Source organism: Streptomyces sp. NPDC057486 (assembly GCF_042802415.1).
In the GTDB taxonomy this organism is placed as follows: Bacteria; Actinomycetota; Actinomycetes; order Streptomycetales; family Streptomycetaceae; genus Streptomyces; species Streptomyces yanii.
Window position 1 is genome coordinate 1 of the sequence record NZ_JBHVEE010000026.1, and the last position, 26,774, is coordinate 26,774.

At 70.5% G+C, this 26,774-nt stretch carries 26 protein-coding genes and 1 pseudogene; 9 read left to right on the forward strand and 18 right to left on the reverse strand.

The features are described from left to right. Positions 1-58: 58 nt before the first annotated feature. The 3 genes from ACFU6I_RS14860 to ACFU6I_RS14870 form a co-directional block, all read right to left on the reverse strand. Positions 59-1,408 (reverse strand): MFS transporter, encoded by a 1,350-nt coding sequence (locus ACFU6I_RS14860; protein ID WP_384365709.1) that lies wholly within the window; start codon positions 1,406-1,408, stop codon positions 59-61. A gap of 71 nt (positions 1,409-1,479) precedes the next feature. Further along, positions 1,480-3,135: an amidohydrolase gene (locus ACFU6I_RS14865; RefSeq protein ID WP_384365712.1), complete on the reverse strand. Its 1,656-nt coding sequence runs from the start codon at positions 3,133-3,135 to the stop codon at positions 1,480-1,482. 199 nt (positions 3,136-3,334) lie between these two features. Then, positions 3,335-4,234: an Lrp/AsnC family transcriptional regulator gene (locus ACFU6I_RS14870; protein ID WP_384365715.1), complete on the reverse strand. Its 900-nt coding sequence runs from the start codon at positions 4,232-4,234 to the stop codon at positions 3,335-3,337. A gap of 220 nt (positions 4,235-4,454) precedes the next feature. Between ACFU6I_RS14870 and ACFU6I_RS14875 the strand changes: the two genes are divergently transcribed. Beyond that, entirely contained in the window at positions 4,455-5,435 is a 981-nt protein-coding gene (locus ACFU6I_RS14875; protein WP_384365718.1) for a C-terminal binding protein, read from the forward strand. Next, positions 5,432-6,205 carry a class II aldolase/adducin family protein gene (locus ACFU6I_RS14880; RefSeq protein WP_384365721.1) on the forward strand — a complete coding sequence of 258 codons (774 nt, stop codon included), beginning with the start codon at positions 5,432-5,434 and terminating at the stop codon, positions 6,203-6,205. Before ACFU6I_RS14875 ends, ACFU6I_RS14880 begins: the two co-directional genes overlap by 4 nt. A 79-nt stretch (positions 6,206-6,284) precedes the next feature. Here ACFU6I_RS14880 and ACFU6I_RS14885 read toward each other — a convergent pair whose 3' ends face one another. From ACFU6I_RS14885 to argS, 3 genes are all read right to left on the reverse strand, one after another. Then, positions 6,285-7,007 (reverse strand): hypothetical protein, encoded by a 723-nt coding sequence (locus ACFU6I_RS14885; protein WP_384365724.1) that lies wholly within the window; start codon positions 7,005-7,007, stop codon positions 6,285-6,287. A gap of 84 nt (positions 7,008-7,091) precedes the next feature. Next, entirely contained in the window at positions 7,092-7,829 is a 738-nt protein-coding gene (locus ACFU6I_RS14890) for a hypothetical protein (protein ID WP_384365727.1), read from the reverse strand. Between the two features lie 10 nt (positions 7,830-7,839). After that, entirely contained in the window at positions 7,840-9,615 is a 1,776-nt protein-coding gene (gene argS, locus ACFU6I_RS14895; RefSeq protein WP_384365730.1) for an arginine--tRNA ligase, read from the reverse strand. Positions 9,616-9,749: 134 nt separating this feature from the next. On the opposite strand from argS, the gene lysS reads away from it, so the two are divergent. Then, positions 9,750-11,510 (forward strand): lysine--tRNA ligase, encoded by a 1,761-nt coding sequence (gene lysS, locus ACFU6I_RS14900; protein WP_384365733.1) that lies wholly within the window; start codon positions 9,750-9,752, stop codon positions 11,508-11,510. A gap of 101 nt (positions 11,511-11,611) precedes the next feature. Here the strand turns inward: lysS and ACFU6I_RS14905 are convergent, their stop codons facing one another. The 3 genes from ACFU6I_RS14905 to ACFU6I_RS14915 all read right to left on the reverse strand — a co-directional run bounded on the left by ACFU6I_RS14905 (position 11,612) and on the right by ACFU6I_RS14915 (position 14,883). Beyond that, a complete protein-coding gene (locus ACFU6I_RS14905; protein ID WP_384365736.1) occupies positions 11,612-12,970 on the reverse strand; it encodes a DUF2637 domain-containing protein in 1,359 nt (452 codons plus the stop codon). A gap of 199 nt (positions 12,971-13,169) precedes the next feature. Continuing rightward, positions 13,170-13,952: a DUF3558 family protein gene (locus tag ACFU6I_RS14910; protein ID WP_384365739.1), complete on the reverse strand. Its 783-nt coding sequence runs from the start codon at positions 13,950-13,952 to the stop codon at positions 13,170-13,172. A gap of 142 nt (positions 13,953-14,094) precedes the next feature. Next, positions 14,095-14,883, reverse strand: a complete 789-nt coding sequence (locus tag ACFU6I_RS14915) for a DUF3558 domain-containing protein (RefSeq protein WP_384365742.1) — start codon at positions 14,881-14,883, stop codon at positions 14,095-14,097. 169 nt (positions 14,884-15,052) lie between these two features. On the opposite strand from ACFU6I_RS14915, the gene ACFU6I_RS14920 reads away from it, so the two are divergent. Continuing rightward, positions 15,053-16,246, forward strand: a complete 1,194-nt coding sequence (locus ACFU6I_RS14920; protein WP_384365745.1) for an RtcB family protein — start codon at positions 15,053-15,055, stop codon at positions 16,244-16,246. A gap of 79 nt (positions 16,247-16,325) precedes the next feature. On the opposite strand, the gene ACFU6I_RS14925 is transcribed toward ACFU6I_RS14920, so the two are convergent. Next, positions 16,326-17,084: an SDR family NAD(P)-dependent oxidoreductase gene (locus ACFU6I_RS14925; RefSeq protein ID WP_376338732.1), complete on the reverse strand. Its 759-nt coding sequence runs from the start codon at positions 17,082-17,084 to the stop codon at positions 16,326-16,328. A gap of 234 nt (positions 17,085-17,318) precedes the next feature. Continuing rightward, the gene (locus tag ACFU6I_RS14930; RefSeq protein ID WP_384365748.1) at positions 17,319-17,654 is read right to left on the reverse strand and encodes a YnfA family protein; all 336 of its coding nucleotides are present in this window, start codon (positions 17,652-17,654) and stop codon (positions 17,319-17,321) included. Positions 17,655-17,771: 117 nt separating this feature from the next. Between ACFU6I_RS14930 and ACFU6I_RS14935 the strand changes: the two genes are divergently transcribed. Further along, the gene (locus ACFU6I_RS14935; protein ID WP_384365750.1) at positions 17,772-18,296 is read left to right on the forward strand and encodes a hypothetical protein; all 525 of its coding nucleotides are present in this window, start codon (positions 17,772-17,774) and stop codon (positions 18,294-18,296) included. A gap of 82 nt (positions 18,297-18,378) precedes the next feature. Here the strand turns inward: ACFU6I_RS14935 and ACFU6I_RS14940 are convergent, their stop codons facing one another. Continuing rightward, complete coding sequence (locus ACFU6I_RS14940; RefSeq protein ID WP_384365753.1) at positions 18,379-19,857, reverse strand: FAD-dependent oxidoreductase; 1,479 nt, start codon at positions 19,855-19,857, stop codon at positions 18,379-18,381. Between the two features lie 138 nt (positions 19,858-19,995). Between ACFU6I_RS14940 and ACFU6I_RS14945 the strand changes: the two genes are divergently transcribed. Both ACFU6I_RS14945 and ACFU6I_RS14950 read left to right on the forward strand, forming a co-directional pair. Next, entirely contained in the window at positions 19,996-20,562 is a 567-nt protein-coding gene (locus tag ACFU6I_RS14945; protein WP_384365756.1) for a TetR family transcriptional regulator, read from the forward strand. A 65-nt stretch (positions 20,563-20,627) separates the two neighbouring features. Continuing rightward, on the forward strand, positions 20,628-21,131 hold the full coding sequence (locus tag ACFU6I_RS14950; protein ID WP_384365759.1) for a MarR family winged helix-turn-helix transcriptional regulator: 504 nt from the start codon (positions 20,628-20,630) through the stop codon (positions 21,129-21,131). Positions 21,132-21,187: 56 nt separating this feature from the next. Here the strand turns inward: ACFU6I_RS14950 and ACFU6I_RS14955 are convergent, their stop codons facing one another. The 3 genes and pseudogenes from ACFU6I_RS14955 to ACFU6I_RS14965 form a co-directional block, all read right to left on the reverse strand. Further along, positions 21,188-21,937, reverse strand: a complete 750-nt coding sequence (locus tag ACFU6I_RS14955) for a Mut7-C RNAse domain-containing protein (protein ID WP_384365762.1) — start codon at positions 21,935-21,937, stop codon at positions 21,188-21,190. Between the two features lie 77 nt (positions 21,938-22,014). Then, complete coding sequence (locus ACFU6I_RS14960) at positions 22,015-22,854, reverse strand: SDR family oxidoreductase (RefSeq protein ID WP_384365765.1); 840 nt, start codon at positions 22,852-22,854, stop codon at positions 22,015-22,017. Between the two features lie 132 nt (positions 22,855-22,986). Then, positions 22,987-23,766: pseudogene (locus ACFU6I_RS14965) on the reverse strand (metallophosphoesterase). A gap of 111 nt (positions 23,767-23,877) precedes the next feature. Between ACFU6I_RS14965 and ACFU6I_RS14970 the strand changes: the two are divergent. Further along, the gene (locus tag ACFU6I_RS14970) at positions 23,878-24,321 is read left to right on the forward strand and encodes a GNAT family N-acetyltransferase (RefSeq protein WP_384365768.1); all 444 of its coding nucleotides are present in this window, start codon (positions 23,878-23,880) and stop codon (positions 24,319-24,321) included. On the opposite strand, the gene ACFU6I_RS14975 is transcribed toward ACFU6I_RS14970, so the two are convergent. After that, on the reverse strand, positions 24,290-24,886 hold the full coding sequence (locus tag ACFU6I_RS14975) for a GNAT family N-acetyltransferase (protein ID WP_384365771.1): 597 nt from the start codon (positions 24,884-24,886) through the stop codon (positions 24,290-24,292). The genes ACFU6I_RS14970 and ACFU6I_RS14975 overlap by 32 nt on opposite strands. 29 nt (positions 24,887-24,915) lie before the next feature. Then, a complete protein-coding gene (locus ACFU6I_RS14980; RefSeq protein WP_384365774.1) occupies positions 24,916-25,722 on the reverse strand; it encodes a DUF6597 domain-containing transcriptional factor in 807 nt (268 codons plus the stop codon). A gap of 88 nt (positions 25,723-25,810) precedes the next feature. Between ACFU6I_RS14980 and ACFU6I_RS14985 the strand changes: the two genes are divergently transcribed. After that, on the forward strand, positions 25,811-26,383 hold the full coding sequence (locus ACFU6I_RS14985; RefSeq protein WP_384045316.1) for a TIGR03086 family metal-binding protein: 573 nt from the start codon (positions 25,811-25,813) through the stop codon (positions 26,381-26,383). Here ACFU6I_RS14985 and ACFU6I_RS14990 read toward each other — a convergent pair. Next, positions 26,316-26,678 (reverse strand): hypothetical protein, encoded by a 363-nt coding sequence (locus ACFU6I_RS14990; protein ID WP_384365777.1) that lies wholly within the window; start codon positions 26,676-26,678, stop codon positions 26,316-26,318. The genes ACFU6I_RS14985 and ACFU6I_RS14990 overlap by 68 nt on opposite strands. Positions 26,679-26,774 lie beyond the last annotated feature (96 nt).

Here is a 26,774-nt window from a genome sequence, read left to right on the forward strand (position 1 = left end):
GGACGGGCTTGAAATTCAAGGCCGTCCGGCGATCGAGGACATGGCGTGGCCGCAGGTCCTACGAGGCGGTCTGCACCGCCTGCCGGGCCGGTTCCGGCGTACGGTCGTCGGACGGCGGCGTGCCGAGTCGGTGCAGGCGCGCCGTGCAGGCGATGCCGATCGCCGAGATCACCATCAGCATCACGGCCGGCGGCCAGTAGTGGCCGCCCGCGGCCGCCGCGAGGGAGACCGCGGCCAGCGGTGCGAGGCCACCGAAGATCATGTTGCAGATCTGGTAGGAGAGGGAGATGCCGGTGTAGCGGACGTGCGGGGCGAAGCCTTCGACGAGGATCGATGCGATGGGCCCGTACAGCGCGGACATCACCAGGCGCATGGCCAGCATCATCAGCCAGATGAGGAAGACGCTGCCGGTGCCCAGCACCATGAACTGCGGCACGGCGAGGACGACGACGCCCGCGAGGCCGGCGATCACGACCTTGTGCGGTCCGACCCGGTCGGCGAGCCAGGACAGCCAGGGTGTGACGAGGAGTTCCAGGAAGGCCGCCAGGGTGAGGCCGTTCAGCAGCATGGACTCCGACAGGTGGAGGTCTCCGGTGCCGTACGAGAGCAGGAAGCTGGTGACGACGTAGTAGCCGCCGGTCGCGGTGGCCAGTGCGAAGACGCCGATGAGGACCGTCCGCCAGGCCTTCTGGAAGACCTCCACGACGGGCAGCTTGGCCGCTCCGTCCTCCTTCGCCTCCTGTTCCTTGCGCACCTCCTCCATGACCGGGGACTCCTCCAGCTTGACCCGGACGATCAGGCCCACGATCACCAGCACGGCGGAAGCCAGGAAGGGCACGCGCCAGCCCCAGCTCATGAACGCGTCGTCGCCGAAGAGGTTCATCAGGCTGAAGGCGCCCGTGGAGAGCAATGCGCCGACGGATGATCCGAGTTGGGCGAACGATCCGAAGAAGGCGGCCTTGCCGCGCGGGGCGTTCTCCACGGCGATCAGTACCGCGCCGCCCCACTCCCCGCCGATCGCGATGCCCTGGACCAGGCGCAGCACGATCAGCAGGATCGGGGCGAGGGCGCCGACCTGGGCGTACGTGGGCAGCAGGCCGATGGCGAAGGATGCGACGCCCATCATCATCAGCGTGATGACCAGGGTCTTCTTGCGCCCGACGCGGTCACCGATGTGTCCGAAGACGATGCCGCCGAGCGGGCGCAGCAGGAAGCCGATGGCGAAGGTCGCGAAGGCGGACAGGGTCCTGAGGTACGGCGACATGTCCGGCGGGAAGAACACGTCGTTGAAGACGATCGCCGCCGCGGTGGCGAACGCGTAGAAGTCGTACCACTCGATGGAGGTCCCGGCCAGTGCCGCGACGGCGGCTCTGTACGGGCTCTTATCGGTTCTGGGCTGCGGGGACATGGGGCCTCCGGGGGCGGGAGGGGCGGCGGGGAAGGGGTGGGGCGAGCGGAGGGAGGAGCGGAAGGGGCGGGTCAGCGACCGGGGGCGGACCAGGCGCGGGTGCCGCCGATCCAGGTCTCGCGTACGCCGATGGAGGCGAGTCCGGCCGGGTCCGCGGTGAGCGGGTCGCTGTCCAGGACGACGAAGTCGGCGAGCATGCCCGGGGCCAGGGCGCCCACGGCGTGTTCGCGGTGCAGGGCCCGGGCGGCCGACTCGGTGTGTGCGCGCAGACCGTCCGCCACGGGCATCCGCAGCGAGGCGTCGCCGAGGACGGTGCCGAGGACGGTGCGCCTGGTCGCGGCGGCGGAGACGGCCTCCAGTGGGGCGGGCGGGGCGACGGGGGCGTCCGAGCTGAAGACGACGGGGACGCCGGCGGCGAGGCAGGTGCCTGCCGGGTTGTAGCGGTGGCCGAGGTCGCCGACCGCGGTCAGTGTGCCGTCGCCGGTGCGCAGGTGGTGCTGGGGCTGCATGACCGGGATGACGCCCAACCGGCCCATGCGGGCGATCTGTTCGTCGGTGGGCAGGCCGGAGTGCTCGATCCGGTGGCGCATGTCGGGACGCTCCCGGCCGGCCTGTGCCTTCTCGATGGCGTCGAGGACCATGCCGATGGCGTACGGGGACTGGGCGTGCGTGGCGGTCTGGAGGCCGGCCCGGTGGGCGCGGGCGACGATCTCGGCGTACTCCTCCGCCGAGTGGTACAGCTGCCCGTGGTGGCAGCAGTCGGCGGCGTATCCCTCGGGGAAGTACGCGGTCCAGCCGCCGAGTGTCCCGTCGGCGTAGAACTTGACGCCCTGGACGCGGAACAGGTCGTCGCCGAAGCCGTTCACCACGCCCAGGTCGAGTGCGGTGTCGAGGAGGGCGGAGGTGAGGTAGGCGGAGACGCGCATGCGCAGGGAGCCGTCGGCGCGGGCGCGCAGATACGTCTCCATCTCGCGGCGGGAGGCCTGGGCGTCGCCGACGGTGGTGACTCCGGCGGCGAGGAAGACGTCCTGGGCGCGCTGGAGGTGGTCGGCCATGATGGCGTCGGGCTCGGAGAGGTGGAAGTTCGGGCCGTGGTTGCCGATCTTCACGCCGCCGGGGCCGGTGAGCAGGTCGCAGGCGGCGTCCCAGAGCTGGCCGTCGGGCTCGCCGGAGGTGAAGCGGCCGATGCTGCCGCCCTCGGGGTCGGGGGTGCCCGCGGTGACGCCGCAGGTGCGCAGGGTGTGGGAGTTGACGACGCCGCCGTGGCCGGAGGCGTTCATCACGTACACCTCGCGGTCGGTGGCGACGCGGTCCAGGTCGTGGCAGGTGGGGTGGCGGCGCTCGGCGAGCCGGCGGTGCTCGTAGCCGAAGCCGCGCACGGGCACTCCGGCGGGCAGTTCGCGGGCGGCGTCGGTGAGAACGGCGACGAGCGTCTCGATGTCGGGTACGCGTTCGGGGCGGCAGTCGACCCAGGCGAGCGCCTGCCCGTACATGACCGGGTGGCAGTGGGCGTCGACGAATCCGGGGTGGACGAGGCCGCCGTCGAGGTCGAGGACGTCGTCGGCGCGGCCGTCGAGCGCGGCGCGGGCGTCTTCGGCGGTGCCGACGTGGACGACCCGACCGCCGCGGACGGCCAGTGCCTCGGCGCGTACGGAGGTGCCGGGCGCGGCGACGGCCGCGCCGGTCACCAGGAGCGTGCGGTCGGCGTCGTCGAGGGGGTGGTGCATGAAGGGCCTGCTTTCGACCGGGAGACGTCCATGAGGAGCCGTACGCGCGGAGAGTCCGCAACGGCTGATTCGTTCGCATGGACGATATGCAGCAGACGATGCCTTGCCTAGACCCTTCGCTCACAAATTTTTCGGAATGTGATGGCAGGTTCTACTTACGTATCGTTCGACGCGTGGTCGCAGGGGGAGGGGTTTCTCGTCAGGACGGGTGAGTGGTGAGGTCGTAGCGCTCCTTGATCAATTCCAGATGGATCCAGCTCTCCACCGCGCGCACGCCCGCGCAGGCCCGCATGTCCTCCAGCGTGTCGCGCACCGCCGCGAGGGACTCCGCGCTGATCGTTCCGACGAGCTCCGCGCGCCCCATGCAGGCGGAGAGGAACGAGACCCGGTCCCAGGCCGCGATGTGTCGTGCGACCGCGTCCCGTTCGCCGTCCAGCCGTACGGCGAACCCGCACAGGAAGCCCAGCCCCAGCAGCTCCGGGCGCACCAGTGCGAGCACCTTGGCGACACCGCCGTCGAGGAGGCGCAGCGTGCGGGCGCGGGCGGCGCCGGGTGAGAGGCCCACGCGCTCGGCGAGTTCCGCGAAGGGCAGCCGCCCGTCGCGCTCCAGCTCGTCCAGGATCAGCCGGTCCGTCTCGTCCAGCTCCGGCATCTCGGGCCGGCTCGCCAGCAGATACGGATCCTTGAGGTGCTCCAGGGAGATCAGTGGATCCACCACGTCCACACCCTTCAGGGAGCGGATGGACTCCACGGCCCGGTCCAGTTCGGCCAGTCCCTCGGTGCGCAGTTCCGCCATGATGGCGCGGCTGCCCGCGGTGAGCGTGACGAACGGCGCCTGCGGCATGGCGGCGATCGTGCGGGCCACCGGCTCGGCCGGGCCGGTCGCGCCGATCGACAGGTGGGCCGATGCGGTCAGCTCCCGTACGGCGGGATGCACGACGGCCACCACCCGCACACCGCCACCCGCGAGCAGTCGCTGCACCCGGGCGCGGGTGGCGGGACGGGAGAGACCGACGCGCTGCGCCAGCGTCTCGTACGTCAGGCGGCCGTCCGTCTGCAGTTCGCGGACGACGGCCAGATCGGTGTGGTCCAGATCCACCTGAGCGGTTCCCCTCGGCTCGACAGCCCGGGGCGGGTGCGCCCGGGGCGGGGGTCCATTCTCGAACACCGGGGTTCGAGGTCCGGACCCGGACGGCGTGCATCGCTGACGATCGCATCACCGTCACTGGACAATTCTCTCGGATGAAACGTAGGTTCTGCGCGAGTGTGGCGAACGAATCATCATTGCGTGACGCTCTGAGGAACTTGAGGAGGATGGGATGAGCCGGCCCCTGGTGGTGTTCACGGACCCCGAGGAACTCGACGTCGGTCCGGGTGTACGACTGCTGACCGACGCGGGATTCGACACACGCGTCGTCGGCAGCCGCGACCCGGACGCCATCGCCGCCGCCGCGCGTGACGCGGTCGCGCTGATCGTCGGCTACGCGCCCGTGGGCGCCGCGCTGCTCGACCGCCTCCCCGGTGTCGGGATGCTGGCCACCATGTCCGCCGGGTACGACATGATCGACACGGCGCAGGCGCGGCGCCGCGGGCTGTGGGTGAGCAACCTTCCGCACGCCGCGACCGAGGACGTCGCGGTGCATGCGCTCGCCAGTGCGCTCAGCCTGGTGCGCGCGCTGCCCCAGGCGGACGCCACCGTGCGCGGTGGCGGCTGGAACACCGAATTCGCCGCACTGCCGCGCAGGGCGGGGGAGTTGACACTCGGACTGTGGGGATTCGGACGCATCGCGCGGGTCCTGGCCCGGATCGCGGCCCCCGTCTTCGGCCGCGTCGTCGCGTACGACCCGCACGCCGACGCGGCCGGGTGGCCCGACGGCGTCGAGCGGCTCGGCCTGGACGAACTGGTCACCGGTTCCGACGTGCTCTCCCTGCACGCACCGCTGACTCCGCAGACCCGCGGCATGGTCGACACGGCGCTGCTCGCCCGGATGCGGCCCGGCGCCTTCCTCGTGAACGTGGCCCGCGGTGAACTCGTCGACACAGCGGCCCTGCTGGCCGCCCTGGACAGCGGACGGCTCGGGGCGGCGGCACTGGACGTGTTCCCGGTCGAACCCCCGCCGCTCGACGATCCGTTGCGCAGCCACCCGCGCATCCAGCTGTCCCCGCACAGCGCCTATCTGTCCGACGCGTCGCAGCGGGCTTACGTGTGCGCACCCGCCGAGAACGTCATCGCCTGGCACCGCACCGGGCGACCCCTCACCCCCGTGGTCGACCCGACCCTCGAAGGAGCCCCCTCATGACCGACGTGCAGACCGCCGACTCAACAGTCGATGAGGAGACACGACTGCGGCGCGAACTCGCCGCCGTGTACCGGCTCGTGGCGCACTTCCGGATGACCGACCTGATCTTCACGCACATCTCGCTGCGGCTTCCGGGGCCCGATCACCACTTCCTCATCAACCCCTACGGTCTCCTCTTCGAGGAGATCACCGCCTCCAACCTGGTCAAGATCGATTTGGCGGGCAACCCGGTCGAGCCCACCCCGTATCCGGTCAACCCCGCGGGCTTCGTCATCCACAGCGCGATCCACGCCGCGCGCGAGGACGCCCACTGCGTGCTGCACACCCACACCAGGGCCGGCTGCGCCGTGGCCGCACAGCGCGACGGGCTGCTGCCGCTCAACCAGATGTCGATGGAGTTCTACAACCGCGTCGGCTACCACGACTACGAGGGCGTCGCCCTCAACCTCGACGAGCAGAAGCGCCTGGTCGACGACATCGGCACCCACCCGGCGCTGATCCTGCGCAACCACGGTCTGCTGACGGTGGGAGAGAGCGCCGCCCAGGCCTTCCTGCGCATGTACTACCTGGAGAGGGCCTGCGAGATCCAGGTCACCGCCCAGGCCGGCGGCGGACCGCTGATCGTCCCCTCTCCCGAGACCTGCGAGTACACCGCCCGTCAGCTCGCGGGCGAGGCGGACGCGGACTTCCAGGACGACGGGGCGTACGACCTGGCCTGGGCGGCGATGCTGCGTTTGCTGGACCGGGTGGCGCCGGACTACCGGGACTGATCCGGAGGATGTGGGGGATCCGGGGGAGGAGGGGGATCCGGGGGAGGAGGGGGCGGGGCTGCTCTCCCGGTCGTGCGGGTCAGAGCTTCTTGCCGCACAGGACGCGGTCGTTCCTCGCCGGGTCGGAGTCGAAGATCGGGTTCTCGGTGAACACGGCGTCGGCTTCGTAGTCGCACGGGTCGTTCAGGCCGCCCACGAACCCGCCCTCGACGATCTTCATGATCTTGTGGGTCGCGCCGCCCTTCTTGCCCTTGGTCCGACAGGCGGCCTCCGTGATCACGTCCCCGTCCTTCGACCCGCCGCTCACGCAGTCGCCGACCTCGATCCGCAGGCCGCCGCCCCCGCCGGGCTCGCCGGGGTGCGGAGGCTTCAGGTTGCGCATGCAGGCGTAGCCCTCACCCGTCGCCCGTGTGCCCTCCAGGACGGCGAGACTGGCCGGCACATCGATCGCGAAGTCCGTGTAGTCCAGGCAGCTGGTGCCCGACAACGGCTCGGCGTGGCCGGTGTTCATCCGGTTGGTCACCCGTGCGACGGCCTCGGGGTCGTCGCACGGGACCTCGCGGTAGACGTCCTTCCGGCCGGGTTCGGGGGCGGCGCACTCGTTGATGGCCAGGAATTTCGCGCCGTAGGACGGGTTCACGCTCGGGGTCGGCGAGGAGGTGCTCGACGCGTTGTCCGACGCGCGGTATCCCGCCGCCTGGCCGCAGCCGGTGACCAGCGCCAGCGATGCGACTGCGGCTGCGATGGCTGCCGGTGTCCTTGTGTTCGACGTTGTCGGTCTGCCGCCACCTTGTGCCCGCACGCTGCCTCCTTCAGGTTTCGATCTTCGATCCTACGGTCTACTCCCTTTGGAAGGCGGCGAGTTGGCGGTTCGGTGGGTGCGGACTCAGTAGGTGAGGGCGTCGGCCATGTCGCTCTGCCAGTAAGTGACGAAGCCCTTCTCGTCCCAGTAGGTGTCGGCAGGGAGCGCCGGCTCGTCCGGAACGGTGCCCGTGGATCCCGACGGGTCCTTCGCGGAGAAGTGCACCGTGAGACGGGTGCCCTTGTGCCGGTCCTTCACCTCGGTGTCGCCGGTCAGGCCGATGGCGGCGTACGCGGACCGGCCCGGGGCGAGCGTCACCACGGCCGGCGGACGGCTGTCGTCGAGGATCCGGAAGACGGCCTGGGCATCGTCGAAGTCGTCCAGCCCCTCCTCGTTGACGACGACCGTGCCCAGGCTGCCCTTGTCGGCCCAACTGCACGCCACCTGGAGCGCCCTGCTGTCGACGACGGGCGTGTACGCCAGACAGCGCAGCCATCCGCCGCCGTCGCCCGGGCCGGTGTTCCAGGCGGTGCCGGCCATCGAGGAGGTGCCCCGCAGCCCCTTCTCGAAGAACTCGACGACATCGGGCGAGGTGTCGTGGAAGTCGCCGATCGCGCCGAACACCATGGCGTCGGGCTGTGCTCGGCCCGGCGTCCCGTGGACGTAGGTGAACGGCTCCCCGACCTCGGAGTCCCATTCGATGGTCAGCGCATCGCTGATGGCGGTTCCGGCCGTCTTCCGTGGAGCAGCTGTGCTCCCCGGAAGACGGCCGGAGGGGATGCTGTGCAGTGCGGGTAGGACCGGTCCTGGGCGTCCGACCACACTCCGGCGGTCAGAGACGCTCGGGGGTGCGGATGCCGAGCAGCGCCATGCCCCGGTGCAGGGTGCGGGCGGTCAGGTCGCACAGGAAGAGCCGGTTCTCGACCACCTCGGCGGGGTTGTCGTCGCTCAGCACATGGCACTGGTCGTAGAACGTCGTGTAGAGCGAGGCCAGCTGGTAGAGGTACGCGGCCAGCTTGTGCGGCTCGTACGTCGACGCCACCTCGGCCAGGTTCTCGCCGAACTGGTCCAGGTGCAGACCCAGCGCCCGCTCGGCCGGGGCCAGCTGCAGTTCCGGGTGTGCGACCGGCCGGGTCTCGCCCGCCTTGCGGAGGATGGACTTGATCCGGGCGTACGCGTACTGGAGGTACACGGACGTGTCGCCGTTCAGCGACACCATCTGGTCCAGATCGAACTTGTAGTCCCGGACGGCGGACGTGGAGAGGTCGGCGTACTTCACCGCGCCGATACCGACGTACTCGCCGTTCTCGACGATCTCCTGCTCGGTCAGGCCGACCTTCTCGGCCTTCTCGCGCACGACGGCCGTCGCCCGCTCGATCGCCTCGTCGAGCAGGTCGACCAGCCGGACCGTCTCGCCCTCACGGGTCTTGAACGGCTTGCCGTCCTTGCCGAGGACCGTGCCGAACGCCAACTGGTGCGCCTTCACGTCCTCGTTCAGCCAGCCTGCCCGGCGGGCCGTCTCGAAGACCATCTTGAAGTGGAGCGACTGCCGCGCGTCCACGACGTACAGCAGGGTGCTCGCCTTGAGGTTCTGGACCCGGTCACGGATCGCGGAGAGGTCGGTCGCCGCGTAGCCGTAGCCGCCGTTCGTCTTCTTGACGATCAGCGGGACCGGATTGCCGTCCGGACCCTTCACGTCGTCGAAGAAGACGCACAGCGCACCTTCGGAGCGGACGGCGACGCCCGTCTCCTCCAGGATCCGGCAGGTCTCCTCGAGCATGTCGTTGTAGCCGGACTCGCCGACGATGTCGGGGTCGCGGATCTCCATGTCGAGCTTGTTGAAGACCGAGTAGAAGTAGATCTTCGACTCGTCGACGAACCGCTGCCAGAGCGTGACCGTCTCCTCGTCACCGGCCTGGAGCGCCACCACCCGGTCCCGGGAGCGGGCCTTGAACTCCTCGTCGGAGTCGAAGAGCGCCCGCGACGCCTTGTAGAGCCGGTTCAGCGAGGACATGGCGGCCTCGCCGTCCTGCTCCTCGCCGCCCCGGTGGTCGAGCTCCTGCGGGTGCTCGATCAGGTACTGGATGAGCATGCCGAACTGGGTGCCCCAGTCGCCGATGTGGTGGCGCCGGACCACGCTCTCACCCGTGAACTCCAGGACCTCCACCATCGCGGCACCGATCACCGCGGAGCGGAGGTGCCCGACGTGCATCTCCTTGGCCACGTTCGGCTGCGCGTAGTCGACCACCGTCGTGCCCGCGTTCTGCGCGTACGGCACGCCGAGCCGGCCCGCGTCGTCCGCGGCGCGCGCGGCGAGGGTCTCGATGATGGCCTTGTCGCTGAGCGTGATGTTCAGGAAGCCGGGGCCGGAGACCTCGATCTCCTTGATCAGGTCGCCCGCCGGGATCGCGGCCGTCACCTGGGACGCCAGCTCGCGCGGGTTGCCCTTCAGCTTCTTGGCGAGGGCCAGGATTCCGTTGGCCTGGAAGTCGGCCCGGTCGCTTCGGCGCAGCAGCGGGTCCGCGGTGCCGGCATCCGGCAGTGCTGCCGTCAGGGTGTCCGCGAGCTGCTGCTGGAGCGTGGAAGCGAGGGAATTGACCGAGGCCATGGGATGGCTGCCGTTTCCGTAGGGGTACAAGGGATCACGCCCAGTATCCCACGCACTGTAAAGCCGTTTTCGCGCTGCCGGTGGGACCTGGGAGAATGGACGGTGCCCCTACGAGCCCTACCAGAGAGAAGGACGTGCCGACCGTGGCTCAGAGTCAGAGCAGCACCGAGGCCGACTGGGTCTCCCGTTTCGCGGACGATGTCATCGCCGAATCGGAGCGTCGTGCGCCTGGCAAACCGGTCGTCGTCGCGTCCGGTCTTTCGCCGTCGGGCCCGATCCACCTCGGCAACCTCCGCGAGGTCATGACCCCGCACCTGGTCGCGGACGAGATCCGCCGCCGCGGGCACCAGGTCCGGCACCTCATCTCGTGGGACGACTACGACCGCTACCGGAAGGTCCCGGCGGGCGTCCCCGGTGTCGACGAGTCGTGGGCCGAGCACATCGGCAAGCCGCTGACGTCCGTGCCCGCCCCGGCCGGGTCCGCCCACCCGAACTGGGCGGAGCACTTCAAGGCCGCCATGACGGCCGCGCTGGACGAGCTGGGTGTCGAGTACGACGGCATCAGCCAGACCGAGCAGTACACGATGGGGGCGTATCGCGAGCAGATCCTGCACGCCATGAGGCACCGCGCCGACATCGACGCCGTCCTCGATCGGTACCGCACGAAGAAGGACCCGGCGGCCGCGGGCAAGGGCAAGAAGCCGCAGCAGCAGAAGAAGGTCGACGAGGCCGAGCTGGAGGCCGAGGCGGGCTCCGGCGCGGCGAGCGAGGACGACGGCAGCGGTGGCTCCGCCGGCTACTTCCCGTACAAGCCCTACTGCGGCAACTGCGAGAAGGACCTCACGACCGTCACGTCGTACGACGACGAGACGACCGAGCTGAACTACACGTGCACCGCCTGCGGCTTCGCCGAGACCGTCCGGCTCAACGAGTTCAACCGCGGCAAGCTGGTCTGGAAGGTCGACTGGCCGATGCGCTGGGCATACGAAGGAGTGATCTTCGAGCCCAGCGGCGTGGACCACTCCTCGCCCGGTTCGTCGTTCGTCGTCGGCGGCCAGATCGTCCGCGAGGTCTTCGACGGTGTGCAGCCGATCGGCCCGATGTACGCCTTCGTCGGCATCTCCGGCATGGCGAAGATGTCCTCCAGCAAGGGCGGCGTACCGACCCCGGCCGATGCGCTGAAGATCATGGAGGCGCCGCTGCTGCGCTGGCTGTACGCGCGCCGCAAGCCCAACCAGTCCTTCAAGATCGCCTTCGACCAGGAGATCCAGCGGCTGTACGACGAGTGGGACTCGCTGGCGCGCAAGGTCGCCGACGGTTCCGCGCTGCCCGCCGACGTCGCCGCGTACGCACGCGCCATCGGCACGGCCGCCGGTGAGCTGCCGAGCACGCCGCGCCCGCTGCCGTACCGCACCCTCGCGTCCGTCGTCGACATCACCGCCGGCCACGACGAGCAGACGCTGCGCATCCTGAGCGAGCTGGACCCGGAGAACCCGATCGGCTCGCTCGACGAGGCGCGGCCGCGGCTCGACCGCGCGGAGAGCTGGATCACCAACCAGGTCCCCGCCGACGCCCGCACCATCGTCCGCGACGAGCCGGACAAGGAACTGCTCGGCTCGCTGGACGACCAGGGGCGCCGGTCGCTGCGACTGCTCCTGGACGGGCTGGACACGCACTGGTCGCTGGACGGCCTCACGACGCTCGTCTACGGGGTGCCGAAGATCCTGGCGGGGCTGGAGCCGGACGCCAAGCCGACGCCCGAGCTGAAGGCCGCGCAGCGGTCGTTCTTCGTGCTGCTGTACCAGCTCCTGGTCGGCCGTGACACCGGTCCGCGGCTGCCCACGCTGCTGCTGGCCGTCGGCGCGGACCGGGTGCGGAAGCTGCTGGGCGCGTAGGAGTCGGTCGTACGGAGGGCCGTCACCCGGGGATGCGGGTGACGGCCCTCCGTTCTGTCGGTTCCGGTCCGTTCTCGTGCGGCGGACGGACCCGGGGGCGGCTATGCGATGTGGTTCTCGGCCATCTCGTTGTCGAAGCGCTGCTTGAAGCCCGGGAGCAGGCGCCGGAGCAGGGCCGTGCTGCGCGGGTGACTGACGCCGTGGGCGTCCGAGAGCGTTATGTCGAGGACCTCGGCGCTCGGGTGGACCTGGTGCTGGTGCGTGAGGTCGGAGAACACCTCGTACGCGATGTTGCCGAACTCGATCTCCGCCTCGGCCCACTCCGCCGGATCAGCTTCCTGCGGGGGCTGCGGCTCCTCCTGGGGCGGACCCTGCGGCTGGTCCGGCTGCTCCGGCAGGGGTTCCTCGCTGCGGGGGTGAGGGACCGCGCCGATCGTGCCCACGTTGCCCAGGGGACGGGTGCGGCCGCCCGGGCCCGACGGGATCATGACCGGGGTGGGCTCCAGGCCCTCGACATCGGTGGGGTTGTACGCGCCCTCGTACGCGCCGTTCGGGGCCTGCGGCGCCGCGAACCAGGGGCTCTCGTGGGCGCCGGGGCCCTCAGGGGGCCACTCCTCGGCGGCCGGGTCGGAGGGATGGGTGTACTGCTGTTGGGTCTGTTGCGGGTGCTGCCGGGGCTCGGCGTGATGCTGCTGCTGTTGGGCGGCGTACGGCAGCTCGGCGTGGTGGTGCACCGTTTCGGCGGCGGCCGGGGCCGGGGGCAGCAGGGCGGGTTCGATGCCGGCTGCGGCCAGGCCGGCCGGGCCGGTGTCGGCCAGCGGGACACCGAACTTCGCCAGCCGCAGCGGCATCAGGGACTCGACCGGTGCCTTGCGGCGCCAGTTGCGGCCGAAGCGGGCCTGGAGCCTCGCCTGGTAGATCAGCCGGTCCTGTTCGAGCTTGATGACCTGCTCGTACGAACGCAGCTCCCACAGTTTCATCCGGCGCCACAGCTTGAACGTGGGGACCGGGGAGAGCAGCCAGCGGGTGAGGCGGACACCCTCCATGTGCTTGTCGGCCGTGAGGTCGGCGATCCGGCCGACCGCGTGCCGGGCGGCCTCGACGGCGACCACGAACAGCACCGGGATCACCGCGTGCATGCCGACGCCCAGTGGATCCGGCCAGGCCGCGGCGCCGTTGAAGGCGATCGTCGCGGCGGTCAGCAGCCAGGCCGTCTGGCGCAGCAGCGGGAACGGGATCCGCATCCAGGTCAGCAGCAGATCCAGCGCCAGCAGCACACAGATGCCCGCGTCGATACCGATCGGGAAGACCAGGGAGAAGTTCCCGAAGCCCTTCTGCTCGGCGAGCTCGCGCACCGCCGCGTACGAGCCCGCGAAGCCGATCGCGGCAATGACCGCCGCGCCCGCGACGACGATCCCGATGAGTATCCGGTGCGTGCGTGTCAGCTGCATCGCGGCCACCCGCGATCCCCTCCCTGCGTTCCCGACTTCGACTTCTGGCGGGCACAGCCTGGCACATGCGCGTGGGATGCGGTGCTCGGGGAGGGGCGAAGCCCGGCTCTCGGGGGAGGGCCGGGCTTCGTAGGACTGCTTCTGCACAGGGTTGTTCGGGTACCCGCCGTGGGCCTTGCGGGAATGCCCGGCGGGCGGTGGTGCGGTCTTACGACGTGGGCGACGCGGACTTCGTCGCTGTCGGAGACTTCGATGTGCCCGCGGACGGGGTCGACTTCTTCGCGTTGACATCGGTGACCTCCGCGACGGCCTCCTTGGCGGCCTTCTCGGCGCCCTTCAGGATGTCGTCGCCGGACGGCGTCTTCGCGCCCGCGTAACCCGCGCCGTTGTAGGTCAGGGTGACGACGACGTTCCCCGTACGGGCCACGACCGTGGCGTACTTGAAGTCCTCTTTCGTCTTGGTGAGGTCGTACGTGACCGTGGTGGCCTGGTCGCCGATACCGCTGACGGGGGCTTCGACGACCTTCTTGGCGCCCTCGGTCGCCTTGCTCTTGGCGATCTGGTTCTCGAGGTCCTCCTGGGCGCGCTTGGCGCCGCTGCCGAGCGCCTGGTCCGATTCGAAGCGGGTGAAGCCGACGTCGAGCCAGCGGTACTGCGAACCCTTGACGCCGTTGTCGTCGAGGCCGTTCCAGGAACAGCCGGCGCGTGCCGCGGTGTCGCTGGACCGGGCCGGCGTACCGGCCTTGTTCTTGGCCTTGGGCACCAGCGAGGTGATCGTCTTTGCGGAGATCGCGTCGCACGGGTCGGGCAGCTCGGCGAACTTCGCCGGCTCGACCGTCGCCTCCGTCTTCTTCGCGCTCGGAGCGGACGCCGAGGACGAGCCCGACTCCTTCTTGCTGTCGGAGTCCGACGAGCAGCCGGCGACGACGAGCATCACCGGGACGGCGGCGCAGGCGAGTATGCGGGTGAGTCGCGGGGCTGTTCGGTGCATGGTTCCTTCACTCGGGTGGCGCGACGGGCGGGTGGCATGGTGCTCGGGCGGGTGTTCCGGAGGGCCACGGTACGACGGACGGCGGCCGGATGCCGCCTCCGCCGACCGGCGCGGGTGCGGTTCGCCGGCGCCCCGCGGCGGGCTATTCGCTGAACTTGTCGACCAGCTTCCGGGCCAGCGCCTGGGCCTTCTCCTGCAGTTCCTTGCTGTCCGGGACCTGGCTCGCGAGGGCGGGCTGCTCGGAGTACCGGACGGTCACGATGACGTTCGATGTGCGGAATACCACGCTCACCGTGCGGTGTTGTGCGCTGGATCCTGCCCGAGTGAGTAGATCGTCCAGAAATGCGGCATCTCCCAGGTCGTCGAGCGCGCGCGGACGGAGGTCCTCGGGGCCCGCGCCCGCGTCGCCGCCGGCACCCTGTGCAGAGCCGGAGGGGGAGTCCGACGGGGAGTCCGACGGCGAGGCCGTCATCTTCTCCGCGTCGGCGGGGGTGAAGGTGGCGGACGGCAGGTGGGCCGCGGTCTCCTTCTTCCCGTACACCTCGCGGGCGCGGTCCTCGTCGCTCACCGAGGTGTCGTACGAGACGACGCGCTCGAAGTCGAGCACGACGGAGCGGGACGAGGCCGCGGCCTCCGACTTCCACTGGCAGCCGACCCTGCGGTCGGTGTCGTAGGTGACGGCGGCCGTGCCCCTGTACGCCTTCTCCTGCTGGTTCTCCGGCAGTTCGGCGATGCCCGGAAGCAGGTCCTTCAGCGTGGACAGCGCGATGGAGCGACAGGGCTCGGGAAGCGTGCGGTACTTGCCCGACGGGGCGGCGGCGATGCTCGGGCTGCCGGGTTTGCTGTCGGCGGCGGGGCCTTCGGTGCCGGTGCCACCGGTGCAGCCGGCCGTCAGCACTGCGAGGAGTGCGACGCCGGGTACGTACGCCATTCGTCGCACGGTCCGGGCTCCCTTCGAGCGAAAAGAAGTTGCCGCTCGATGGCGGCCGGTGGACACAATGTGTATCGCACGCGCCGCTGTGATTGCCGGTCGGCCGACTCTTTTGCCGATCTTGGCACCGGTTTTGCGCTTTCAGACTTTTCGGGGGAATCGAGGGGCTATGTCGTACGTAGAGGTGCCTGGGGCGAAGGTTCCCATCCGCATGTGGGCCGACCCGGCCTCGGTCGAGGACGGCGCGATGCAGCAGCTGCAGAACGTTGCCACGCTGCCCTGGATCAAGGGGCTGGCCGTCATGCCCGACGTGCATTACGGCAAGGGCGCGACCGTCGGTTCGGTGATCGCGATGAGTGGTGCGGTCTGTCCGGCGGCGGTGGGAGTGGACATCGGGTGCGGCATGTCCGCGGTGAAGACCTCCCTGACGGCCAATGACCTTCCGGGCGACCTGTCGCGGCTTCGGTCGAAGATCGAGCAGGCCATTCCGGTGGGCCGCGGCATGCATGGCGACGTCGTGGACCCCGGCCGGCTGCACGGCTTCCCGACCGCGGGCTGGGACGACTTCTGGGGGCGGTTCGACGGCATTGCGGATGCGGTCAAGTTTCGTCATGAACGTGCCACCAAGCAGATGGGAACGCTTGGATCCGGAAACCACTTCATCGAGTTCTGCCTCGACGAGGCGGGTTCGGTGTGGCTGATGCTGCACTCCGGGTCCCGGAACATCGGCAAGGAACTCGCCGAGTACCACATCGGGGTGGCACAGAAACTGACGCACAACCAGGGCCTGATCGACCGTGACCTGGCGGTCTTCATCGCGGACACCCCGCAGATGGCGGCGTACCGCAACGACCTGTTCTGGGCCCAGGAGTACGCGAAGCACAACCGCGCGATCATGATGGGGCTCTTCCAGGACGTCGTCCGCAAGGAGTTCAAGAAGGCCCGGGTCACCTTCGAACCGGTCATCTCCTGCCACCACAACTATGTGTCGGAGGAGCGGTACGAGGGCATGGACCTGCTGGTCACCCGCAAGGGGGCGATCCGTGCCGGTTCGGGCGACTTCGGCATCATCCCGGGGTCGATGGGTACCGGCTCGTACATCGTGAAGGGGCTCGGGAACGCGAAGTCGTTCAACTCGGCCTCGCACGGCGCCGGCCGGAAGATGAGCCGCAACGCGGCCAAGCGGCGCTTCTCGACGCGGGACCTGGAGGAGCAGACGCGAGGCGTGGAGTGCCGTAAGGACTCCGGTGTCGTGGACGAGATCCCGGGTGCCTACAAGCCGATCGAGCAGGTCATCGAGCGGCAGCGGGACCTGGTGGAGGTCGTCGCGAAGCTGAAGCAGGTGGTGTGTGTGAAGGGCTGATCGCCCTTGGCGCCGCTACGAAGGCGAGCCCCGGACCCTGTGGTGGTGGTCCGGGGCTCTTCCGCGCGGGCCGATGGCTTCAGAGCGTGCGGTGGACCTTGGAGTTGGACGCCTGGGCGCGGGGGCGGACCACCAGGAGGTCGATGTTGACATGGCTGGGGCGGGTGACGGCCCAGGTGATCGTGTCGGCCACGTCGTCGGCGGTGAGGGGGGCATCGACGCCGGCGTAGACCTTGGCGGCCTTCTCGGTGTCGCCGCGGAAGCGGGTGGTGGCGAATTCCTCCGTCTTGACCATGCCGGGGGCGACCTCGATGACGCGGACCGGGGTGCCGACGATCTCCAGGCGGAGGGTCTCGGCGAGGACGTGTTCGCCGTGCTTGGCGGCCACGTAGCCACCGCCGCCCTCGTACGTGGACAGGCCCGCCGTCGAGGAGAGGATCACGATCGTGCCGTCCCCGCCCGCAGTGAGGGCGGGGAGCAGGGCCTGGGTGACGTTGAGCGTGCCGATGACGTTCGTCTCGTACATCTGGCGCCAGTCGGCCGGGTCGCCGGTGGCGACGGGGTCCGCTCCGAGCGCGCCGCCCGCGTTGTTGACGAGGACGGCGAGGGAGCGGAAGGCGGTGGCGAAAGCGTCGACCGCCTCGCGGTCCGTGACGTCCAGGGCGTACGCCGTGGCCTCGTGGCCCGCCTCGTTGATCTCGGCGGCGAGCGCCTCGATGCGGTCCTTGCGGCGGGCGGTCAGGACGACGCGGTAGCCGGCGGCGGCCAACTGCCGGGCGGTCGCGGCACCGATGCCGCTGCTCGCTCCGGTGATGACGGCGATGGGGGTGGCGGCCATGCGGACTCGACTCCTCGGACAGCTGATCGGTACGGGGTCAGGATAGGCAGGCGGCGCGAGGTTCCGTTCGGCGGTCGCATTTCCCGAGGCGGCCGGGGCGGGGAGAGCGGCGCCGCCGGAGTCCGGCGGGTGTCGGCGGGGCCGGCGCTCGGCGCCCGAGCGGTGGGGGTATCGGCGTGGTCGGCGGACGGTCGGTGATGGGTGTCGGCGACGTGGGCGGTGGGGTGCTGATTCTCAGTGGTTGCGGGGGGCGTACATGATCACGGCCATGCCGGCCAGGCAGATCAGCGCGCCGATGACGTCCCAGCGGTCGGGGCGGTAGCCGTCGGCGGCCATGCCCCAGGCGAGCGAGCCCGCGACGAAGACGCCGCCGTACGCGGCGAGGATGCGGCCGAACTCACCGTCCGGCTGCAGCGTGGCGACGAAGCCGTACGCCCCCAGGGCGATGACTCCGGCGCCGATCCAGATCCAGCCCCGGTGTTCCCGCACGCCCTGCCAGACGAGCCAGGCACCGCCGATCTCGAAGAGCGCGGCAACGGCGAAGAGTGCGACAGAGCGGGCGACGACCATGGGAGCAGCGTTTCATGCCGGTCGGGTGGGTTCGGATGGGTGGGGCAAGCGGGTGGAGTGGAGCGGAGAATCGGTGTGTAAATACGGATAATTCGGGGTGATCGCTATCTTCGGGGCATGGTAGTCACGCGTAGGGCTCGGCTGGCGGTTTCCGCCGCGGCGGCGATGGCGGCAACGGTGTCGACAGGGGCATGGGGGGCTGGACAGGCGGTCGCGACGGGGCCCGTGCCCGTGCCGGCGGACCGGCGGGTGGCGCGGGAGGCGGACGTCTCGCACCACGGGCATGTCTCGCTGTGGGGCAGGGGGCTCGGGGTCTGGCTGCACAGCCAGAACCACGGTCCGTCGAGTCCGGTGAGCGTGACCGTACGGTTCCGCTTCTCGGTGCCCCTCAGCGGCCGGCAGGAGATGCCGGTCGAGTGTCTGCAGGCGAGCGCCCGAACCGTGCTGTGCCGGACGGGTCCGCTACGGGCGGACGAGTGGGCGGGCCGCCAGCTCGCGCTCGAGCTGCAGCTGGCGAGGCGGCCGAACGAGGTGGTCGTGCGGATCGACACCGTCTGGAACGGTGGGGCGACCGACCGGAACCCCGACAACAACCGGCATGAGGTGCTGGTGCCCGCCACCGGTGACGAGTACGTCTTCTGACCCCTGGTGGCGCGAGGGGCCGGTGCGGTGGCGGCGGGCACCGTGGCCGCGCGACCTGCACGGTGCCCGGGTCGAACGGTGGTCATCGGGTGAGAGCGGCCTGCAGCGCCGCCGGGTCGGGCCGGTCGCTCGCCCAGGCGACGTAGCCGTCGGGGCGGACGAGCAGCGTGGTCGCGCGGTCGCTCGTCCAGTGGGCGTGGACCAGCGGGGTCCGGGACGTCGGTGTGGGGGCGTCGGCGGGAGTCACGAGGACGAACGCACCGTCGCGCAGCAGCTCCTGGAGGCGGCCCTCCGCCAGTCCCAGGTCCGGGGCCCGCTTGCCGGTGAGGGGATGGGAGCCGCGCGGCGCCGGGTATGCGATGCCTATGCCGGAGATCAGGTCCATGGCCTTGTCCCCGGCCGGCCGGACTCTGGCCAGGAGGCCGGCGGCGGTCGCGCGAACCGCTCGCTGCGGCAGGGTGCGGGCCATGGCGAGACGGACCAGCGCACCGCTGCTGTGCAGCACCCTGGTGCCGACCGGGTGCCGCTCGGCGTGGTAGCTGTCGAGGAGCGCCTCCGGGGCCCGTGACTCTCCCCGCAGGACGGCGGCGAGCTTCCAGGAGAGGTTGGCGGCGTCCTGCAGCCCGGTGTTCATGCCCTGCCCGCCCGCGGGGGAGTGGACGTGGGCGGCGTCTCCGGCGAGGAAGACCCGGCCCACGCGGTAGGCGGGCACCTGGCGCTCATCGCTGTGGAATCGCGAGATCCAGCGGGCGTCGTGCATGCCGTGGTCGCTGCCGAGGGCCAGCCGGGCGATCTCGCGCAGTTCGTCCAGCTCCACGGGGTCGCTGTCGGCGGCCTGGCGCCTGCGGTCCCAGCCCATGACCCGGTACCAGCCGTCGCCGAAGGGGGCGATGAAGGCGAAGGCATCCCCCACGCCGTTGACCGTGAGGAGGCCGGTGGGCGCTTCGGTGAGCCGGACATCGGCGAGGACGATGGAGCGGATCACGGACTTGCCGGGGAACGGGAGCCCGAGCGCCTCGCGCACGGCGCTGCGCACTCCGTCGGTGCCCACGGCGTAGCGGGCCGAGAGTGTGCTCCGCGTCCCGTCGGCGCTCTCCACCTCGGCGGTGACCGCGTCGGCGGACTGGTGCAGGGCCGTCAGCCTCGTGCCGTACCGGAAGTCCACGCCCGCGGACAGCGCGCGGCGCTCCAGCAGGCTCTCGACCTCGTACTGCGGGGTGATCAGGAGGAAGGGGAAGCGGGACGCGAGCCGGGACAGGTCGAGCGAGAGGCGGCCGAAGAGCCGCATCCCGGTGAGGACGGAGCCCGTCTTGACCAGTTCGTCGGCGAGGCCGCGGGTGTCGAGCGCTTCGAGAGTGCGGGCGTGGACGGCGAAGGCGCGCGTCATGTTGCTGGTGCTCCGCGGGCGGCGCTCGACGACGGTGACCGACAGGCCGCGTGCGGCGAGGTCGCCGGCGAGCAGCATTCCGGTGGGTCCTGCACCCACGACGAGTACATCGACGGTGTCGGGGGCGTCGGGGGTGGAGTCCGTGTTCGTGCGGGTGCTGGGCTTGCTGGTCATGGCGGCCTCCTGAAGCCGTGTGCCAACGGTCATCCGATATCAACAGTTGTTTGCCAACGGATGTGGGTCAACGCTTGTTGGTAAATGTAGAACCGGCGCCACTGGCACGTCAACACCTGTTGGCCTACGATTGTTGGCATGACGACGAAAGCCCCCCGCCGCTCGGACGCGACGAAGGCCGCGATCCTCGAAGCCGCCCGTGAGCGGTTCGCCGCCGATGGCTATGAGCGCGCCACCATCCGGGCCATCGCGCGCGACGCGAACATCGACCCGTCGATGGTGATGCGCTATTACGGCAACAAGGAAGGGCTGTTCGCGGCCGCGTCCGTGATCGACCTGCGGGTGCCGGAGCTCGGGGCGCTGCCCGGGAAGCACATCGGAGCCGTGCTGGTCGCGCACTTCCTGGACCGCTGGGAGCAGGACGACGTGCTGACGGCTCTGCTCAGGGTCGGCGTCACCAATGACGCGGGGGCCGAGCGGATGCGGGCCGTCTTCGCGGAGCAGCTCGGTCCGATAGCTGCCGGTGTCTGCCCGGTCCCCGCCGAGGCCCCGCGCCGCGCGGCGCTCGTCGCGTCCCAGATCCTCGGGATGGCGCTCGCCCGCTACGTCCTGCGCGTCGCGCCCGCTGTCTCGATGCCTCGTGATGAGGTGATCGCCTGGCTCGCGCCCACCGTCCAGCGCTATCTGACCGCCGAGCAGCCGTAGTGAGTGCGGTGGTCCGGGCCCGCGGGGATGACGCAGGGGCAGTGTCTGCTTCGTACACTCTCTGCATGCCGCAGAAGTCCCCGGTCCGGCGCAGTGCTCTGCTGGCCGAGCTGTCCACCGAGTCGCGCCGCTACATGGCCGCGTACGCCCTCTTCAATCAGGCCGTCGCCGACCATCTGCGGATCCACCCCACCGATCTGCAGTGCCTCAACCTGCTCAGCCTCGAAGCGGAACCGGTCACCACGGGACGTATCGCGGAGCTGACCGGGCTCACCACCGGGTCGGCGACCCGGCTCGTCGACCGGCTGGAACGGGCCGGTTATGTGACGCGCGAGCGCGACGCGGCGGACCGGCGGCGGGTGCTCGTCGCGACCGTGCCGGAGCGGATGGCGGAGTTCGGCGCCGTCTGGGAGAGGTTGAGTCGGGACTGGGCGGCGATGTTCGAGACGTACGACGACGCCGAGGTGGCACTTCTCATCGCTCATATGCGGCGGACGGTCGAGCTCGGTGCGGGCCAGATCGCGCGGCTGCGGAGCGGGGAGTTCGATGCGGCACAGGGCGGGGCATAGGCGATCCGTCAGGGGTGTCGTGCGGATCGTGTCCGGCCGCGCCCCGCCTTACGGCTCTACGGGACCGGGCCGGTCTGATCCCGGGTGCCGAACTCGTGCACCGCGTCGGCGACGATCGTCTCCAGGTGGGAGTGGTGGGCGCCGCGCCAGTACACCCGGCCGCACTCCGTGCACTGCGCGAAGACGTCGTACGACTGCTGTGTGCCGTGCTCCAGCTGCTCCCGGACGGATTCCTTGTCCGCGTCGGCCAGTGGTCCGTTGCAGGCCGTGCACCGGGTCCACGGGGCCAGCTCCGGTGTGAACCGCTCCAGCACGTCCCGCAGCTGATCGTCCGGGCGATCGCTGTAGATGTACGCCCCCGCCCAGATCTCCCGCCGCCTCAGGAGTCCCCGGTCCCGGGAGAGAAGCACCCGCTGCTCCTTCGCCGACAGGGAGGCCAGCGCCGGGTCGCCGAGGTCCTCGCTCTCGTATGCGGCGTCGACGCCCAGCAGCCGCAGCCGCCGGGCGAGCGTGCCGAGGTGGACGTCGAGCAGGAAGCGCAGTGGCGCGCCCTCGACGCGCTGGGGTCGCGCCACCGCGCGCACCTCCACCAGTTCGCCCGCGCCCGGGATGTGCGAGACGGGGACGGGGCGGCCGTCCACGAGTAGTTGGCCGGCCTCGGTGAGCGGGACGCCGAGCGATTCCACGACATGGCCGAGCGTCGAGGCTCCGTCGGTGGTCACTGACGTGCGTCCGTTGCGGCGTTCATGGGCAACGAAGAGCCACAGTTCAGGGGCGACTTCGAGGTGGATCTCCGGTCCGTTCACGTCGTCAGCATGCCACCGGGCGGTCTGTGTGAGCCAGGGAATACATGGGCGTGGGGCAGCAGGCGGGGCGGGCAGGCTCAGGCGCGGAACGCGTCCGCATGCTCCTCGGCCCAGGTGGCGAACGTACGGGCCGGGTGGCCGGTCAGCTTCTCGGTCTCGCCGGTCACCTCGGCCGGTGAACCGTCCGTGGATGCCCAGTAACCGAGCAGTCCCTCGGCGACCTCCTCGGGGATGTGCGGGACCACGGATTCCTTCCAGGCCTCCCGGCTCACGGCGTTGACCGTGACGGGCTGCCCCGAGGCCGCCGCCAGCAGGCCGATCTGGTCGGCGGCTGTGAGCGATTCGGGACCGGTCAGGTGGTACGCCGCGCCCTGCAGCCGTTGCTCGGTGAGGACCGCGAGGGCGGCCTCGGCGATGTCCGCCTCATGGATCGGGCTGGTGTGGCTGCACGGGTAGGGCAGGTCCACGGCGCCGTGACTCCGTACCGCCGCGGACCACTGGTACGCGTTGGTCGCGAAGGCGCCCGGGCGCAGGACGGTCGTGGTGAGCGGCGAGGCGGCGAGCGCCTGCTCGACCGCGTGGTGGGGGCGGGCGATCGGGTTCTCCTGCGCGTCCGGGCCGAGTACCGAGCTGGAGGAGAGCAGCACGATGTGCCGGACTCCGGCTGCCTCCGCCCGGGTGAGGAACGAGTCGATCCCGGCCGGTTCGGCGTACAGGAAGACGGAGCCGACGCCGTCCAGCGCGGGGGCGAAGGTGGCGGGATCGGTGAGATCGCACGCCACGGCCGGCACTCCGGCGGGCAGGTCGAGCCGGGCGGGGTCACGGGAGGCGGCGCGCACGGCGTGGCCGCCGCGGTGCAGGAGCGAAACGAGTGCGGAACCGACGCGGCCGCGGCTTCCGGTGACGAGAGTGAGCATGACGGGGAGCTCCTTCAGTTATTTTGTGCGTAACGCATAAGCTGCGCAACGCAGATAAATATCCATGAGGGAGGCCCGCCCGTCAAACGTTCTGGGCGGGCCCGCGGGTGACGCCGGGCTGAGCGCTGCCGGTTACGGCACGACGCGGTAGTGCGTGGTGATGCGGCCACCCGCGCCCGGGTCGCCCTCGTCCAGAACATGGAAGGCGACCCCGGGCGGGGCCTCCGGGTCGATCAGCCCGTCGCCGCCTTCCCACGGCAGCCGCAGCGTCGATACGACTCCGGGTGCCACGAGCAGAGGCCGCCCGGCGAAGGTCGATGCCATCGGGGTGTGGGCGTGGCCGGTCAGGATCGCCGGGACGTTGTCGACGGGGCGCTCGGCGAGGAGTTGGGCGAACCGTGCCGCGTTGGTCAGGTTCGTCGAGTCCAGGTACGGGTGGTGGACGGCGGCCGGGGGGTGGTGGAACGCAGGAATGGCCGGGGTGTCGCCCAGCTCGTCGAGCGTGCGCGCGAGCCACTCCAGGGTCTCGTCGTCGAACCGGCCCGGGTCCTCACCCGGGATCGTCGAGTCGCAGAGCAGCAGGGCGTAACCGGCCACGTGGTGCAGCCGGTTGATGGGCGCGGTGCCGTCGCCCGTCCCCTCTCCCGCTTAGTCGGCCAGCAGGACCTTGCGGTACGCGGACCGGTCGTCATGATTGCCGGGGCACGGGAGGGCGGGCGCGGTCAGCGCGGCCAGCAGGCGGGCTGCCTCGGCGTACTCCTCGGGTGCGCCGTGGTCCGCGATGTCGCCGGTGACCAGGACCGCGTCCGGCTGCCGGACCAGGGAGTTGAGGTAGTTCACCACCCTGCTCGCGCGGTCCGTGGCGCGGGCCGTTCCGTCGAGATGCAGATCGCTGATGTGTGCCAGCAGCATCGGGTCCCCCGTCGCTCGGTGAAGCGGTGCTCGTGGTGATGGGCCAACGACCATGAGAATGGCTGCCGGATCCCCCTCGCAAGCCCCCGGGGCTGCGCCTACAGTTCCCGCATGAAGATCACCGACCTCGAACCCGGCGACCCCCGACTGGCCACGGACCTTCTTCCCGTGCTGCGCGAGCTCCGTCCGCATCTGACGGAGGACCTCTTCCGCGAGGTGTACGACAAGGGGTACCCGCAGGGGCTCCGCTTCACCGCCGTCCACGACGGCGACGGCGCATGCGTGGGTGCGGCCGGATGGCGGATCGTCGACAACACCAGCCAGATCCGCAAGCTGTACGTCGACGATCTGGTCACCGCCGAGCACGCCCGGTCCACCGGTGTCGGCCGCCGGCTGCTGGGGTATCTGGAGCAGCGCGCCCGGGAGGCCGGCTGCCTGGACCTGAGTCTGGACTCGGGCACCCATCGCACCGATGCCCACCGCTTCTATCTGCGCGAGCGGCTGAACATCGTCGCGTTCAGCTTCAACAAGCCTCTGGCCCGGAACTCGGACTGAGCCCGGGGCCTGGCCCGGAACCGAGCTCCGGAGTGAGGTCCAGCCGCCAGTCGTTCGTCAGCAGCGCATGGCCGGGCGGGTACTCGAAGTCGCACTCGCCGATCAGGACGAAGCCCACCCTGCGGCACACCGCGTTCGACGCGCCGTTGTCGACGGACGGGTAGGCGTGCAGGTAGCGGTGCTTGCGCTCGGCCCGCGCCTGCTCGACGACGGCCCTGGTCGCGGCCGTGGCGATGCCCCGCCCCTGGTGGCCGGTGAGGACGGCCCATCCCGTCTCGTACACCTCCTGGCCCTGCCAGGTGCGCTCCCAGAATCCGATCGTCCCCACGGCCTCGCCCCCGCCTCCGTCGGCCAGGGTGATCCGGAACATCCTGCCCCGGCCCGTGCGGTCCGCGCTCATCTCCACATAGCGGCCGTGGCGCACCATGAGCTGCTCCTCCGACTCCGGGCCGCCCAGATGATCCATCAGTTCCGGCGCGTTGACCCGGCGCAGGAGCTCCAGGTCGCCGTCCGACCAGGGCTCGATCCGTACGGGAGAAGCGGATGACGGGGGAGTGTGCTCCATGCGCCAACAGTAGGACGCGGCACTGACAATCAGCGCCCGGCGAGAGCCGCCGGCGCCACTCCGAGCGTCGTCGTGAAGTCCCTGACCAGGTGCGCCTGGTCGCTGTAACCGAGTTCCGCCGCGAGCGTGGCCCAGTCCACCTCGGGGTCGGTCTCGGCGCGTTCCAGCGCCTCGTGGATGCGGTAGCGCAGGATGACCCATTTGGGGCCGACGCCCACATAGGTGGCGAAGAGCCGCTGCAGCGACCTCGCCGACAGCCCTTCGGTGCGGGCGAGTTCGTCGACACGGCGGATCGTACGGTCGGTGCGGACGCGCTCGACCAGCGCCATCACGCGCTCGGCCTGCGGGTCGGGTTCCGGGACGAGCGCCAGCAGGTACGCGTCCAGCGCCGCGACCCGTGCGTCCTCCTCGGCCGGGTCCAGCACGGCCGCCACGGGCGCGGGTACGGCGAGGACCTCGTCCGCCATGAGCCGGCGGCCCGACCACCGCGACACCGGGTGGTCCGGTGCGAAGGGCCGGAAGCCGCCCGGCCGGAACTTCACCCCGCAGACCCGTCCCCGGCCCTCCAGTTTCTGGCTGAACAGCTGGAGCCCGATGCCCGCGACCTCCGCGAAGGGGGGTTCGCCGGCGCTCTCGTAGCGCTGGAAGACCAGGTTCACCGAAGGGTGCGGCACCACGTGCGAGACGTACGGCTCCGGCAGGTCCCAGTCGATCAGCCAGTAGTTCGCCACCTGCGTCCGCAGCCCGGGGTCGGGCTCGCGTCGGCGGAAGTGCACGTGCGAGAGGAGTTCGTGGGCGTCGACGATGCCGCGGTAGTCGCGTCGAGGACCTGACATGGCGGCGATCCTATGCCGCACAAAAGTTCGAGTCATCTGTGCCGCGTTTCTTCGGGAAGCGGGCGATCGCCGGATGCACGGTTGAAGCATGAAGAAGATCAGTGATTTGCTGGACGTGGCCGCACAGCGGGCGATTCCTGTGGTGCGCGGGATCGACGACGGCCAACTGGGCGATCCCACGCCGTGCACGGAGTACGACGTACGGGCCCTGGTCGATCATCTCTTCCAGGTGGTCGTCAACTTCCAGGCCCTGGCGGCCAGGGAGGAGCCGGACTTCGGCGCGAGGCCGACCGCGGTCACCGGCGACTGGCGCAGCCGCTTCGGCGAGGAGACGGCCGAGTTGGTGGCGGCGTGGGGCGCGCCGGGTGCGGACGAGGGGACCGCGGGTTCCATGGGGTTCCCCGCCAGAACCGTCGCGCAGATGGTGCTGGGCGATCTGACCGTGCATGCATGGGACCTGGCGCGCGCCACCGGGCAGGAATTCGTTCCGGACGAGGCCGTGGTGCGCGAACTGGGGCCCGGTATCGCCGACATGGCGCCGAACGCACGGAAGGCGAAGGTGTACGGCGAACCCTTTCCCGTGCCGGACAGCGCTAGCCCCTTTGAGCGGATGCTGGGTATGACCGGCCGCGACCCGGCCTGGCAGCCGCCCCGGGCGTGACCCCGGGGACACCCGGGGCGCTCGCGGTGCCGATGGTTTCCGCCGGCGTCGGCCTCTGTGCGGCCGGTTCCGGCGCTTCCGCGGCGCCGTAGAACGCACCGAGCGTCGCGTACGCCTCGTCGACGATCTCCTGCGCCGCCCCGGCCATCTCGCGCTCGGTGAGGCGGGCCGCCTGATGGGTGTACGGCGAAGGCGGCGCCGGGTGCCGGTGCCGCCACCAGTTCTCGCACCCTGCGTAGATCCCCCCGGCGAAGACCAGCAGGGGGATGGACAGGGCCAGCAGTGTGTCACCCATGGCAGGCCTCCTCGATGTCGATGCCCCGTATACGCCCACGTGGGCAGTATGGGTTGCATCGGCATGTCCGGCATACGCGCTGAAGATTGCTCTTCG

Excerpts from the sequence above, each read along its gene's own strand:
- ACFU6I_RS14860 (WP_384365709.1), bottom strand. The coding sequence starts at position 1,408 with ATGTCCCCGCAGCCCAGAACCGATAAGAGCCCGTACAGAGCCGCCGTC.
- ACFU6I_RS14865 (WP_384365712.1), bottom strand. The coding sequence starts at position 3,135 with ATGCACCACCCCCTCGACGACGCCGACCGCACGCTCCTGGTGACCGGC.
- ACFU6I_RS14875 (WP_384365718.1), top strand. The coding sequence starts at position 4,455 with ATGAGCCGGCCCCTGGTGGTGTTCACGGACCCCGAGGAACTCGACGTC.
- ACFU6I_RS14880 (WP_384365721.1), top strand. The coding sequence starts at position 5,432 with ATGACCGACGTGCAGACCGCCGACTCAACAGTCGATGAGGAGACACGA.
- argS (WP_384365730.1), bottom strand. The coding sequence starts at position 9,615 with ATGGCCTCGGTCAATTCCCTCGCTTCCACGCTCCAGCAGCAGCTCGCG.
- ACFU6I_RS14910 (WP_384365739.1), bottom strand. The coding sequence starts at position 13,952 with ATGCACCGAACAGCCCCGCGACTCACCCGCATACTCGCCTGCGCCGCC.
- ACFU6I_RS14915 (WP_384365742.1), bottom strand. The coding sequence starts at position 14,883 with ATGGCGTACGTACCCGGCGTCGCACTCCTCGCAGTGCTGACGGCCGGC.
- ACFU6I_RS14920 (WP_384365745.1), top strand. The coding sequence starts at position 15,053 with ATGTCGTACGTAGAGGTGCCTGGGGCGAAGGTTCCCATCCGCATGTGG.
- ACFU6I_RS14925 (WP_376338732.1), bottom strand. The coding sequence starts at position 17,084 with ATGGCCGCCACCCCCATCGCCGTCATCACCGGAGCGAGCAGCGGCATC.
- ACFU6I_RS14930 (WP_384365748.1), bottom strand. The coding sequence starts at position 17,654 with ATGGTCGTCGCCCGCTCTGTCGCACTCTTCGCCGTTGCCGCGCTCTTC.
- ACFU6I_RS14935 (WP_384365750.1), top strand. The coding sequence starts at position 17,772 with ATGGTAGTCACGCGTAGGGCTCGGCTGGCGGTTTCCGCCGCGGCGGCG.
- ACFU6I_RS14940 (WP_384365753.1), bottom strand. The coding sequence starts at position 19,857 with ATGACCAGCAAGCCCAGCACCCGCACGAACACGGACTCCACCCCCGAC.
- ACFU6I_RS14945 (WP_384365756.1), top strand. The coding sequence starts at position 19,996 with ATGACGACGAAAGCCCCCCGCCGCTCGGACGCGACGAAGGCCGCGATC.
- ACFU6I_RS14950 (WP_384365759.1), top strand. The coding sequence starts at position 20,628 with ATGCCGCAGAAGTCCCCGGTCCGGCGCAGTGCTCTGCTGGCCGAGCTG.
- ACFU6I_RS14960 (WP_384365765.1), bottom strand. The coding sequence starts at position 22,854 with ATGCTCACTCTCGTCACCGGAAGCCGCGGCCGCGTCGGTTCCGCACTC.
- ACFU6I_RS14970 (WP_384365768.1), top strand. The coding sequence starts at position 23,878 with ATGAAGATCACCGACCTCGAACCCGGCGACCCCCGACTGGCCACGGAC.
- ACFU6I_RS14975 (WP_384365771.1), bottom strand. The coding sequence starts at position 24,886 with ATGGAGCACACTCCCCCGTCATCCGCTTCTCCCGTACGGATCGAGCCC.
- ACFU6I_RS14980 (WP_384365774.1), bottom strand. The coding sequence starts at position 25,722 with ATGTCAGGTCCTCGACGCGACTACCGCGGCATCGTCGACGCCCACGAA.
- ACFU6I_RS14985 (WP_384045316.1), top strand. The coding sequence starts at position 25,811 with ATGAAGAAGATCAGTGATTTGCTGGACGTGGCCGCACAGCGGGCGATT.
- ACFU6I_RS14990 (WP_384365777.1), bottom strand. The coding sequence starts at position 26,678 with ATGGGTGACACACTGCTGGCCCTGTCCATCCCCCTGCTGGTCTTCGCC.